We start from the raw sequence: 13,169 nt of genomic DNA, 5'->3' as shown, positions 1-13,169 counted from the left end.
AGACTAAGTGAATCATATATTAATAATCTTAATCAAAAATACAATTAAATTAAAAACGCATGAATTTTTAAATAAAAAAACCTCCAAAACATCACAATTGCAATGTTCTGAAAGCTCTCCCACCATTCACATTATAAAACTAGTTGAACCCTCTCTCCACTTCCCTCTAACTTAAAACTCACTTTTTCCCCTTCACATATTAACTCATAGTCACCAAGAAATCCTTCTAATGTAACGACACCTTGCTCATCTGTTTTCCCTTGGTGATTCGTAGACCAGTCTTCTTTGATTAATTTTTTCAACACTTGATAAGATGGCTTTTCGCTATTATCTTTTCGCAAAAATCCTGCTGGGGCACCGAGCCATGCGCCATCATCACTGAAAGACCATGTCGTCACTGCTTCTACTAATGGATGTTCAAATAATACTGTATACATTTCCTCTACTTCCTTCGCTTGGCGCTCTTCGAATTCCTCAGTAGATGGCCATTCTGGAATTTGATAATCATTTAAATCCTCTATTTCTGCAGGCATTAAATGACCAGAAGTCAATGTATTTTCCGTAAAGTGTATCGGTAAACCAAATGAAGAGAAGCGATCCAACACTTCCTCTAGCTTTTCAAGTCCCCAATAACCTTGGTGTTGATGTGACTGAATTCCTATTGCATCAATAGAAATTCCTGCATTCAAGCAACCATCAATTAATATTTCATAATTAATCGATGTGTTAAAGTCATTTAATAATAATGTCGCCTCAGGATTATACAGACGCGTTTTCGCAAACATTTCCTTAATGATTCCCACACGCCCAAGGTCTTGGCTGATTCTTGTAATCCCATTATCATATTTGTCGAAAATCGGCATAATCACAACTTCATTAATTACATCCCATGTATCAATCAGCCCTTTGAAATCTGTGACATCCCGTTTAATTCGGTCAAATTGCGCTCGTAATATTTCCTCATTCGTCATATCAAGAAGCCATGGGGCTGTTAATGTATGCCAGCATAATGGATGCCCCTTCACACTAATATTTCTATCTTTTAACCACTTTGCCGCTGTCTGCAATTCCTTCGTTCGAGGCTTTCCTTCTTCTTGTTCGAACATGCCCCAATAAAAAGGTAGTGTTGCTGCATTGAATAGATCCAAAAATTTGTCTAGCTTTTCCTCTTGAAATGCAAGCCGATCTGCAGGTACTTTTTTGTTTGCCACATCGATCACATCAAAAATACCACAGCCAAATAAAAATTCATGATTAGTCTGCTTCATTTCCACTTCTTTACCCACAACAGGATTACCTGATGCGTCCACAAGTTGTATCGCCTTTGTTGCCATTCGGTGTGCTAACATATTCACTTTGCTCATTTTTCTACCTCCATATGATGTTAGTTAGAAAACGCTTACTTTTTTAAATTCTAACAGACATACGTAAGCAGAAAAACAGAGCAAGCTATAGTTTTTATTGTAGAAAGTATAGGTATTTTTATTAGAAAATTTTACTTTCCCTAAAATCCATCATTCACCAATAAAAATGTGAATAAAGGAGGTTGAATGAACACACTTACGAAAATGCCTCACTGTATTCCACAACACCTTGTACCTTTTCTAAAGCACCTTCTCTTAACTCTAATACCATAAATGCTTCTTGTGGTACATCAAACGGCGGTTGAATCTGCCATAAGGCCGCTTCTCTAAATCCAAATCGGGGATAATAATCTTCATGACCTAATACGATGATAGACAAATAACCTAACTGCTCAGCTTTTTTTATAGCTTTATAAATTAACTGACTGCCTACACCTTTTCTCTGATATGCAGGCAATACAGAAACAGGAGCCAACGCTAGTGATACTGTCTCTTCACTTTGATACTTTATTTTTATTTCAGACAACATAATATGTCCAATAATTGTCTGATCAGGTAAACATGCAACTAGCGATAGCTCTGGTATAAATGCATCTGTCTTCCTTATTTTGTTCACTAATAGGTGTTCTGTTTTGTCACTTTGTTCGACATGACGAAAAGCTTCTTTTACCACGGCCTCTGTTGCCTGATAGTCTAAACCTTGTTCTTGACGAATAATTATCTCCATTTAAACATCTCCTCGTATACTATTTATCAGCTATTCGTTACATCTATCCTAATTAAACTATATTCATCGTGAGAATACGATAAAATCCGAAATATTTTTTTCACCTCCATAAAAAATCCCTCCTACCAAAAGCAGGAGGAAAAAAACTATACATCCACTATTCTCTTTCCACATTCCCATCATTCTCAATATATTCTTTCATTCTCTTTTTATTCGGCGTGATGGTCAATCCTAAATATTTTCTTTCTTTATTGGCATCTTTGTAGAAGGCAATTGCCATCAATATGACAACAACACTAAATGGCAATGCCGAAATAATTGCTGCAGATTGTAGTGCGTTTAAGCCCGTTTCTCCACCTGCTAGAAGTAATACATATGCGATTGATGACAACAATAGTCCCCAGATTACTTTTACAAAATTGGCTGGACTTAATGTTCCAAAAGCAGTCTGCATACCTAAAACAAATGTTGCTGAATCTGCTGAAGTAATAAAGAAAGAAGAAATAAGCGCCAATGTAATAATAGATAAAAGAAAACTTAATGGTAGTTCATTGAAAATACCAAACAACTGCGTTTCTGGCGGCATATCAAAAATTTGCGGTGCATTTTGGGCAACGTCAAGACCTGTCAGACCAAAGGCACTAAACCAAAGAATACTTACAAACGTTGGAACAAGTAATACCGCAATGACAAACTCGCGAATCGACCTTCCTCTTGAAATCCTTGCGATGAATATACCTACAAACGGACTCCAACTCATCCACCAACCCCAATAATAGATCGTCCAAGACTGAAGCCATTCATGCTTTTGATCATTTAATGGTGCAACATCAAAGCTATTAGATAAAAATGAATTCAAATAATCCCCTGTCGAAGTTGTGACCATGTTGAGGATAAATAAAGTTGGACCCAAGATTAACACAGCAGCAAATAATAGACCCGCTAATATCATATTTAAATTACTCAAATACTGAATTCCTTTACTTAAACCGCTCCATGCACTATATAAAAACAGAACAGTAACGACAGCAATGATAATCCCTTGAACGAGCTTATTGTTTGGAATTCCAAATAAATAATCCAATCCTCCATTGATTTGCATTGCACCTACACCTAGAGAAACGGCTACCCCAATCACTGTTGCAAAGACTGCTAACACATCCACAATCGTGCCTATAGGGCCATCTACTCTATCTCCTAAAATAGGTCGCAATGTTTTCGATATTAAGCCAACTTCCCCTTTTCTAAATTGAGAATAGCCTAACGCAAGTGCCACAATACCGTAGATCGCCCATGGGTGAAATCCATAGTGCAAAATAACCGATCTCATCGATTCGGCTAAGGCAGCTTTCGTTTCTGGATCAGCAGTCGGTGGTGCAAGATAGTGTGAGATTGGCTCAGATGAACCATAAAACACTAGCCCAATCCCCATCCCGGCACTAAACAACATCGTTAACCATGAAATCGTGCCAAACTCAGGCTTATCAGATGGTTTACCGAGCTTCAATTTACCAATTGGACTAAAGATTAAGAATATACAAAAGAACAATATTAAAGTGAATATAGTAAGATAATACCAGCCAAATGTCTCTGTAATCCATGCACCAACAATTCCTGACACTTGTCCAAATCTATCCGGAAAAACAGCACCTAAAAGTACTAATATTCCGACAAATATGGCTGCATATGTGAATACATTGGAAAATTTCCTTTTATTTCCTTTCATATTGTAGTCTCATCCCCTTCGAAGTTTCTCAATCGTAGAATTTCTCACAAAAAAAGATGGCAACTGTCCTTTCTTATATAAGTACAGCTGCCATCTACTGTTGAGGGAAAATAGATCCTCTCTGCTTGCATTGTAGCATTGATTTTTTTAAAATGTTCAGGCTTCTACTATAACTTATAAGTCCTCTTCTTCACGATAAACTGGTGTGAATCTATCTTCATTTTTCAAATCATTAAAAGATACATGCAATCCATGACCACAAATGACATCTTTATCTGTCAAAGCCACAATCATAAACCTCGTGTCTTTTTCCTTGTCTATATAAATATCGCCAACAGATGGTTTGACATGACTATCTGACTCCAGTAACAAACTTGGTGATTCGTCCTCTTGTAATTGCTCCGCTGAAACCAAGTTACGGTCAAAGTAAGCAATATCTGTGCTTCCTTCTTTCTTTCCAGGAACCATCGTTACATATTCATGATGCTTCACGCCATTATCTCTTGATGTGACCACATTCCCATCTTCTATTTTCTCCACTTTTTCAATTTCATTCAGTGAATAGCGATCAAGGAAATCCGGTGCAGGTTTAATAATTAAAATATAATCGCCTTTTTCAGGCACCTTCTCCTTGTCAATCGTATAGCGATGACCATAAAATATAAATGAATCCATATGCTTGGGCTTACACAGTTGAATCTCACTAGCACTTGTCAAAATTTGTCGCATATCTTTCAAACGGTACAAATGAACAGATTTTCGGAACATTGGTTTGACAGAATACACCTTATGCAGTTCATTATTATAATAAACGAACTGTCCCTTTCTAACTTGAATAAGCTTCAATTTCACTACCTCCCTCTATAAACTATCCATACATAATTATAATCCCTTAATTACGCATCAAGTAAACATTCTACATCATCTTTATTTTCATGAAAAGTGAAAGAACTTGTTTCATTTATTATGGACGAATTATTCGGGAAATATTACGAAAGTATTGGTTGGATGGGGAGGGGTGTGTAAATCTTATTTTATTGTCATTCTATTTGGTGGTTCACTTCTAGAAAAATAATCCAATCACAGCAATTACAAATAACAAGAGCATTAACACAAATGGCATGATTGCTTTTCTAATCTCTTCCTCTGTCTCCGCACGTCGCAATTTGCCTCTCATTTCGAACCAATCTAACATCACAACAACAAAAATTATGAAGACGATAGCAAATTCCCACATAAACGTGTCACACTCCTTTTGGAAAATAGAGCGATTACTTTATAATTATTATTAGTGTAACATGAGTTCATCTCGTGAAGTAAAAAAAGTTAGAACTTCACTATACAAATGTTGTGAATTTCTAACTGAATCCTAGACGGATGTGTGGGAATACTGGTCATCTTATTTCAGATTTTTTTCCAAAGGACTTCCACACTCGCATACTTTAAGATATCTTCTTCCATTAAAAATATTCTGTCGTATTGTTCAATAGTATCCTCCATCATTATTTTCATTACTGTCACCTCTTTTTTGATTATTCGTAAAGACCTCCATTGCCTCACTCATAAATTTTGCTAAACCCTCACCATATCGATCTATGTTTTTCGTAAAACGTTCATCACAAATATAGAGTTGACCTAATCCATTAAAGGCATCAAGTGAGTACTTACTAAAGTTTTTATTTAAAAAGTCATACCATTCTTTGATTGTTACTTGTACCTCTTGGGATTCTGGTGATTGATCACGAAGACATGCAAGTTTATTGAAAATCATATCCCATCTATTGGATAAATCTTTTTGGTCATCTTCGGACATTCCCTTTAGTTTTGCGTTTGTTCTATCGATAGTTTGATTTCCCCAAAGGCGACGAGCCTCTTCTTCAAATTGGTTGAATTCAAATTTAATTCCCTCAAACCTTTCTTCATTTGTCATTTGTATCTCTCCCTCCATATGCTTAATCGTCTTGTCAATGGTTTCAAGCATTTTGTCGAATTTATTTCGTTTTTCTATTAACATTTTCCGTTGTAAAATCAACGCTTCTTGTCGGTTAAATGTAGGACTATTCATCATCTTTTTTATTTCTTTTAAAGTAAATCCAAGTTCCTTGAAAAATAAAATTTGTTGTAATGTTTCAAGGTTTTCTTTCGAATAGAGTCGATAGCCAGAATCCGTTATTTCCATTGGGGTTAACAATCCAATCTGATCATAATGATGCAGTGTACGAATACTAATACCAACCAATTCTGCCACTTCTTTTACCTTCATAGCCATCACTTTACACCTCCTTCAATTACCACTATAAAGTATTACGTTACGTTAGAGTCAATAGAGAGAAGATATTTTATGAAAAGGAATTGAATATGGAAATAATTATTTTTAAAGAAAGCTAGACAAACGCAGTCTGCCTAGCAAATATTCGCTCTATATCCCCTCCAACTCCCTCTTTTTACGAAGAAGGCGCTTAAATTCCTGCTCTAATTCTTCAGATGGTTCCACACTTAGACGACTAAGCACCTCAGATATTTTTGTTTCAATCAACAACTGTTCATCCTGATGATGACTTTGTTCCTGTTGTCGTAGCCTTTCTGAGTATTCCTCGTACGTCCCCTCAAATAAGTGAATATGTTGATCGCGAATTTCCATCATACGAGTCGCAATATTTCCGATAAACTTCCTGTCGTGAGAAACAAAAATCACTGTCCCCTCATACTCTTTCAACAACCCTTCTAACGCTTCCATTGCAATTGTATCGAGATAGTTCGTCGGCTCATCTAGCACAAGCGTATTGATGTCACTTACAAATAACTTCGCAAGTGCAACTTTGACCCGCTCCCCACCACTCAGCACACCAACTAGCTTATGCACATCCTCATTCACTAACTGCATTCTTGCCAAAATGATTCGAATGAGCACTTCACTTTGCTTAGATGTAGCTTTTACATTTTCTAAAATGGTCTTTTCGACATCCAATATACTTAAATTTTGACTAAAGTATCCGATTCTTATAGCTGGAGATACTCTCACTCCAGCTTCTTGATGGATGATTTTTTTCAGGAGCGTTGTTTTTCCACTTCCATTCGACCCGATTATCGCTACTTTATCCCCACCATGGATTTGAAAACTGATGCGATTCCAAAGAACACGAGAGCGAATTTCACAAGCTACATTTTCTACACGAATGATTACTCGATTTCGGATACTCTCGCTATTTGGGATATCCATCTTAAGAGGTTGTATGTCTTTTGGCTTTTGTACCGCTTGTAGATTCTCCAATCGTGTTTCCATTGATTTTGCAGACTTTACTAACTTCTTTTGCTTTTTGGCATAATACGGCTTGGTAATTCCCACTTCAGAGTGACTGACACTTTTAGGCTTTTTCACTGCTCTCTGTGCTTTCTCCTCTTTTAATTGGATAGCTTCCTTCAGCCTAGCCTGTTCCTTTTTATATTGTTCATACGCTTGCTGTTGCTGATTCGTCTCCATCTCTTTTTGCTTGCGATAAGCACTGTAATTCCCTTTGTATTGTGTGATATGCCCATCTTCTAATTCCCAAATAGTTGAGCAAAGGTTATCGAGAAACTGACGATCATGCGAAATAATCATACATGCACCTTGCCAATTGTGTAACTTTTTCTCCACCCATTCAATATGCGCTTTGTCCAAATTCGTTGTTGGCTCATCTGCCAATAGAAGTTTTGGCGCATTACTTAATATCTGTTGAATATAATGCTGGCTAACTTCACCACCACTTTTTGCTCCTTCTGATTGCTTCAATTGTGGCAAAAGTTCGACATGAGTATATGGAAGTACACTACCTTCATCAGGCATAATTTTTTTGTCGAAAATTTGGAACAATGTCGTTTTTCCACTTCCATTTGCACCTATCAATCCAATACGATCATTTTGGTACACATGTAATTGGTCAATATCTAATAATAACCGATCCTTCACATAATGCTTTAGGCCATTTACCTCCAGTAAAAGCATAGCCACATCCCCTTTCATTCGAATGTAGGGAATACAAAAATACCCCCTATTTCCATTCAGAATAGGAGGCATACATCATATAAGGGTACACAAAGAGACACTAGTATCCTCTAGTACCAATTATAGAAATATAATCCTATTCTGAACAACGACAATGCAAGGCATAGAAAATAAAACAGCAATAATCTGTTCAAAAGCCTTCATTGTTTGTTTTCGTAAAATAGGATTAATACTTCATGTAATTGGGTCACCCTTCCTTTTTTTGTTATGTTCATCGTACAATGGTACAGGTATATTTGTCAATGCCTGTATAATTTTAATGTAGAGATAGAAAGTATTGACTGATTGATAATTTTTTTAAAAAAACAAAGCCAAATAAAGCAATGATTCGTCTAATAAACAAAAGGGAGTATAGGGAGGTGGCTTTTGTTTGTTACATTTAATAAAGAAAGCTCAAAAAGGGGATGACAAGGCATTTTTGATTTTATTTCAGAAATATGAGCAAGATTTGTATAGAATCGCCTTTGTATATCTAAAAAATCAAAATGATGCCCTTGATATCGTTCAAGAAACAGCGTATCGCTCATTCAAAACAATCAAAAATCTAAAAGAGCCAAAATATTTTAAAACTTGGCTCATACGAATAGCGATCAATTGTTCATTAGATTTACTTAGAAAACAAAAGAAAGTCGTCCCATTAAAGCCAGAGCTGGAGGAATATATATCAGGGGATATAAACGAGAATATTGATTTAGAAGTGTCGATTGGTCAATTAATGGATCGTTTGAATGAAAAAGAAAAAAGTGTCGTTCTTTTAAGATTTTACGAGGATTTCACCTTTAATGAAATAGCAGAGACACTTGGTATTCCTTTAGGCACGACAAAAACCATTCTATATCGAGCGTTAGAAAAACTCCGCCATAGCATGAAAGGGGATGAGTTCCATGAATAATGGAATCAAACAAGCAATGCATACGATTGAAATACCTGAAGAATTGAGCAAAAGAAGTAAACTAGGTATTTCACAAGCGAAACAAGAACAGAAAAAAGGAAAGCGTGTAAAAGGCTTAGGCATTGCTGTTGCATTATTTGTTTCTATTGGTACGTTTACTTTATTAAATAATCCTACAACAAATCACTCACCCACTCCTATTGTAACAGAAGAGGGTGCCGTACATCTCCCTGCTATTACATTACCAGAAGAGAATAGCGTTGCGGATATGATTGGATTAATCGTGTACAACGGGAATATATACACACAAACAAGAACTGAGATAGATGTAGAAGCGATAGAAGGTCTTATAGGTGAAAAACTAGGCATAACAAAAGGGACAATTGATGAATGGAGTAAACAAGAAGCTTATGACGAAGAATTTGCATCGACAATCGGTGTGGCAGATGTCTACTCTGTTAATGGATACGATAAAGAATTTAGAATTATGACATATAGAGAACAAGATGGGGAAATGCATGCTGAATTTTATGAGCACCTTAATGGAATCACCATAAAAAGTGGTGAGGATATTTTTGGCAAATTAAAGTTGAAAGGCAATATAGCTTCCGCATACTATAGAACATTTAATGATTGGGACAACGATATGGATCATCATCAGCCTATCACTGATATGGATACAGTTACTACTTTTGTCACAGAACTATACCATGCCAAGCCTTTGTCACGAACAGAAGAATCAGATCCTATCGGTCATTCACGGTCCGACGAGCAATTTAGAGAATTAAGTTTAAAGTTGAATGACGGTACGATTGTGCGACTAACACTTTTAAAAGGTGGTTATATTTATTATGGATTTATGAATGCCTATTTTAAGATGGAAGAAGATGACTTTTCAAAATTATGGGCGACACTTAACTAACTATCACTGAAAAAAAAGCGCTCATACATGACGTTTTGAGCGCTTTTTCAACAAGCTACCTATCTACCCGAATACCATGAATCAACGCATACTGATACAGCCTTAATTCAAATAATGTGAGTGGGTCACGGTAGGTTTCAGGATTTTCATGCATCTTTTGTAAGGCAGACGTATGGCTCTCCATCTCCGCTTCACCATGTTCCATCTCCACTTTGATGATTTCTAATGGTTGGGAGAAAAATCGACTGACATCCCACTCGATAGACCCTTCAAAAAATTCTAATTGTTGTAGAAAAGGGTCGAGGAGATCTTTAACTACTTGATTATAATCCTCATTTTCTACATAGCTTCTATATTTTTGATAGAGCATATCATTATTCTTTGAAAAAGAACCAATTAATTTGCCTGCACCTTTTAATAAGAGTTGAGACGCTGTATTTCGATTAAATAGATTCACTTTCTGCAGACGCAGAGAACCACGTGATATCCGTTCCAAATCTCTTTGCCAATCTTCCAATACTTTTCCATCACATTGTAGCGCGATTTTTTCCTCACCGAATTGTTGATTGAGTGCATGACTAAGTTCATCACATGCTACTTGGTGTTCGCGGAATTCCCTTTTACAACCGTCCAGCCACTCATGTACCTTATGCTTCACATCATTGTTTACAAACTGATTCATAAAACGAACAATGCGTCTATTCATTTCTTCATTCAAATCTTGTTGAATCGTAGAAAAATCACTATCCTCCTGAATAATACTAGCACTCTGCTGTAATTGTTTCGGCAACTCTGTATACACCTGTTTCGTTAATGAATCTTTCATTTCATGGAAAGAATCTGTCATGTACGCGACCGTTTTCTGCTCCATTGCACCAATTTGCTCATGTGTATGCTCCAACATAGCTAGCATATCTTCATTCCAATGAATGTCTTCTTCCATCCCTTTTTCCAATGCTACTCGTTGTTCTAGTAGAAATGCGATAGATGTTTTGATTACTTCATACATTTTTTCAGGGCTTGCTGCTTCCATATTTTCCATGGGACGAATTGCTTCCTGTAATGATTCGTACAAGCCTTCCTTAGTTGCCCACGCTTGAATAGAATCAAATATCTGCACTCCATTTATTCTATCTTGACGATGCGAGGTTGCATTTTCATAAAGGTATGCTGCTCTGCCGATGACTTCCACATCAAGCATAGAGGGAATCGTCTCTTCCCATGCTAGTATCGCAGTAGCAGACATGAACGCATCCGATTCGGCAGTAATCTCTAACCAATTTGCTAAATGAAGTTGTAATAAACCTGCAATATCGTTAATTAGAAATTGGCCACTAATTAATTCAAAATATGCCTCTTGATATAAATCAGGCAACTTCTCCCACACAAATGGCAGGTCATGTTGTAAATCAGTAAGAAGCTGATTGATGACATGTAACCAGTCCAAATAATACGCACTCGACTTATAACTATTCCATAATACTTCCGTAAAGTTCTCAAATCGCGCACTATCCATTTGAAGTAAGTGAATCAGAAGTGGACTAAAATAATCTGGTTGTCGATTCGCGTTCCATCCTTTTTGAACGTACCCAGACAACACATCGATCCAATAGATAGAGTGTGTGCGAATCGCCTCCCCAAATGCTAACTCCATTGCATGATCCCAATCATTCCTATCTTCAAAATACGCCTTTGCTATCTCTGTTAGATTAGGATAATCCGGATTCAATGTTACCGCTTCTTTAATCACACTTACCGCTTTCTCATGATTCGATTGTTGTACATATAGAGAAAATAATTGCAAGAGTACTTCCGTTTGAAGGACAAGAGAGGATGTGACAACTTGTTGATAAAGCCCCTCCGCATCATCCAACAAACCTAATTCCATATGGGCATCCGCTATATTTTTCTCAGCCCATGGAATCAGTTCCTCTTCTAGTGGCTGTTGCCATTTGAAGATGGCTGCTTCATAATCCTGATGCAAAAAGTAGACTTCCCCTTGCGCAAAGCGAATCGAGGATAGATTAGGTGTCTGTTTTTCCATCTCTTCCATATACATCTCGCCCAATACCTTGACAGCACTGCCTTGTTTCTTACTTTCATTTATAATCGTTTGATAATAACATTTATGAATTCGTTCATTCTCCCATGTCACAGTAATCCCTCACATTTTTGTATGATTCAATGATTGTATAATTTTATGTTAAAAGTTCCCTATATAGTATACGATGGGGAGATTTTATTTATGGGGATATTTATAAATCAGCCACGGATATGTAATACAATTATTATCAAAAAAATAGAGACAATCGTTAAATTAGAAATAACCTATAAACCTACAAAAATCAGTTTATAATTTTTTATAAATAAAATTGATAGAGATTTCTTAAAGTGTAGTAGGAAAGATTAAAAAGAATCAACGTCCCATTACCTTGTAATCAGAACCTAAAAATAAACTGAATGAGAAAGAAAAAGAAGAAGAAATACTAGAAGTCGGCAAACATTTAAAAACGCTCAAAAACATTCAGAGCGTTTTAGTTTGCTACTTTTTAATGCGAAAAGGGATACGAAATGCACACAAATTATCGTGTTATTTCGATTGTTACTAATGGAACGAGCTTCTTACATGTCATGAGATGCATGATTTTTTTGCCTGGAGTGATTGCTATTTTTTACTTTGTGTGATCCTGATAATGGTTCACCGTAGGGCTGTTGTACGCTTTTGGGTAAATTAGGTTGTTCCTGTTGTTTCGGTCCTTTACGATTTTTACTCATAGTCATTCATCCTCCATGATTGAATTAGGCTGTTTTAGAACACTTTAATATGGACATTTTATTTTCTCTAATTACCTCTAAATTATACCAAGGCTTTACTCATGTTACACAAAAAATAAGAGGTAAAGCCTGATCTCACATAGGCCTTACCTCTATCTTTTTATTCTAAATTAGCATGATGTCCATACATTTGATTCGTGTCGTACCCTTTCAGTTCCATGAACCTTAAGATGACTGCATCAAAAAACAGTAAAAGGGTTTGTTCAAAAAGAGAGCCCATTGGTTGGATGGTTTGAGATTCGCTACCGGATTGATCTTTTGCCGCTCCAGATAATTGAATCGTAAAGTCAGCAAGTTTTCCAATGGTAGATTGAGGAGTCAATGTCACAACCGCAATGGTTCCACCAATACTACGCGCCTTTTCAGCAATAGTAACTAATCCCTTCGTTTCTCCAGAGCCAGATCCGATAATCAGAATATCCTCTTTCTCAAAGTTCGGCGTTACCGTTTCGCCTATCACATATGCGTCAATTCCCATGTGCATCATTCTCATAGCAAAGGATTTTGCCATAAAACCTGATCTGCCAAGTCCCGCTACAAACACTTTTCTTGCCTTCAGGATTTCACTCACTAATTTTTCTGCTTCGTCATCCGCGATTAAATCTGCTGCTTGGTTTAGCTCATTGATAATTTCTTGTAAAAATTGAGTGGTTTTCAT

The 13,169-nt window shown here is 36.5% G+C and carries 12 protein-coding genes; 2 read left to right on the top strand and 10 right to left on the bottom strand.

What is annotated here, in order from left to right:
- Window positions 1–131: 131 nt before the first annotated feature.
- The 7 genes from ACFOZ1_RS08875 to ACFOZ1_RS08845 form a co-directional block, all read right to left on the bottom strand.
- Window positions 132–1,364, bottom strand: a complete 1,233-nt coding sequence (locus ACFOZ1_RS08875) for an endo-1,4-beta-xylanase (protein WP_390198575.1) — start codon at window positions 1,362–1,364, stop codon at window positions 132–134.
- Window positions 1,365–1,560: 196 nt separating this feature from the next.
- Complete coding sequence (locus ACFOZ1_RS08870) at window positions 1,561–2,091, bottom strand: GNAT family N-acetyltransferase (RefSeq protein ID WP_390198573.1); 531 nt, start codon at window positions 2,089–2,091, stop codon at window positions 1,561–1,563.
- A 157-nt stretch (window positions 2,092–2,248) separates the two neighbouring features.
- Complete coding sequence (locus ACFOZ1_RS08865) at window positions 2,249–3,817, bottom strand: BCCT family transporter (RefSeq protein WP_390198571.1); 1,569 nt, start codon at window positions 3,815–3,817, stop codon at window positions 2,249–2,251.
- A 174-nt stretch (window positions 3,818–3,991) separates the two neighbouring features.
- Window positions 3,992–4,663: a hypothetical protein gene (locus tag ACFOZ1_RS08860; protein WP_390198569.1), complete on the bottom strand. Its 672-nt coding sequence runs from the start codon at window positions 4,661–4,663 to the stop codon at window positions 3,992–3,994.
- 217 nt (window positions 4,664–4,880) lie between these two features.
- Window positions 4,881–5,054: a hypothetical protein gene (locus tag ACFOZ1_RS08855; protein WP_390198567.1), complete on the bottom strand. Its 174-nt coding sequence runs from the start codon at window positions 5,052–5,054 to the stop codon at window positions 4,881–4,883.
- Window positions 5,055–5,300: 246 nt separating this feature from the next.
- Window positions 5,301–6,086: a MerR family transcriptional regulator gene (locus tag ACFOZ1_RS08850; RefSeq protein ID WP_390198565.1), complete on the bottom strand. Its 786-nt coding sequence runs from the start codon at window positions 6,084–6,086 to the stop codon at window positions 5,301–5,303.
- A gap of 150 nt (window positions 6,087–6,236) precedes the next feature.
- Window positions 6,237–7,802: a Vga family ABC-F type ribosomal protection protein gene (locus ACFOZ1_RS08845; protein ID WP_390198563.1), complete on the bottom strand. Its 1,566-nt coding sequence runs from the start codon at window positions 7,800–7,802 to the stop codon at window positions 6,237–6,239.
- 430 nt (window positions 7,803–8,232) lie between these two features.
- Between ACFOZ1_RS08845 and ACFOZ1_RS08840 the strand changes: the two genes are divergently transcribed.
- A complete protein-coding gene (locus ACFOZ1_RS08840; RefSeq protein WP_390198561.1) occupies window positions 8,233–8,754 on the top strand; it encodes a sigma-70 family RNA polymerase sigma factor in 522 nt (173 codons plus the stop codon).
- Window positions 8,747–9,676, top strand: a complete 930-nt coding sequence (locus tag ACFOZ1_RS08835; RefSeq protein ID WP_390198560.1) for a hypothetical protein — start codon at window positions 8,747–8,749, stop codon at window positions 9,674–9,676. The genes ACFOZ1_RS08840 and ACFOZ1_RS08835 overlap by 8 nt, the downstream gene beginning before the upstream one ends.
- 55 nt (window positions 9,677–9,731) lie before the next feature.
- Here the strand turns inward: ACFOZ1_RS08835 and ACFOZ1_RS08830 are convergent, their stop codons facing one another.
- The 3 genes from ACFOZ1_RS08830 to hxlB all read right to left on the bottom strand — a co-directional run bounded on the left by ACFOZ1_RS08830 (window position 9,732) and on the right by hxlB (window position 13,169).
- Window positions 9,732–11,831 (bottom strand): tetratricopeptide repeat protein, encoded by a 2,100-nt coding sequence (locus ACFOZ1_RS08830; protein ID WP_390198559.1) that lies wholly within the window; start codon window positions 11,829–11,831, stop codon window positions 9,732–9,734.
- 467 nt (window positions 11,832–12,298) lie between these two features.
- Window positions 12,299–12,451, bottom strand: a complete 153-nt coding sequence (locus tag ACFOZ1_RS08825) for a small acid-soluble spore protein P (RefSeq protein ID WP_390198557.1) — start codon at window positions 12,449–12,451, stop codon at window positions 12,299–12,301.
- A gap of 160 nt (window positions 12,452–12,611) precedes the next feature.
- Window positions 12,612–13,169 (bottom strand): 6-phospho-3-hexuloisomerase, encoded by a 558-nt coding sequence (gene hxlB / locus ACFOZ1_RS08820; RefSeq protein ID WP_390198556.1) that lies wholly within the window; start codon window positions 13,167–13,169, stop codon window positions 12,612–12,614.

The sequence above is a fragment of the Gracilibacillus marinus genome, assembly GCF_042651725.1.
Taxonomy (GTDB): Bacteria; Bacillota; Bacilli; order Bacillales; family Amphibacillaceae; genus Gracilibacillus; species Gracilibacillus marinus.
This window is presented reverse-complemented; position numbering and strand designations above follow the sequence as displayed.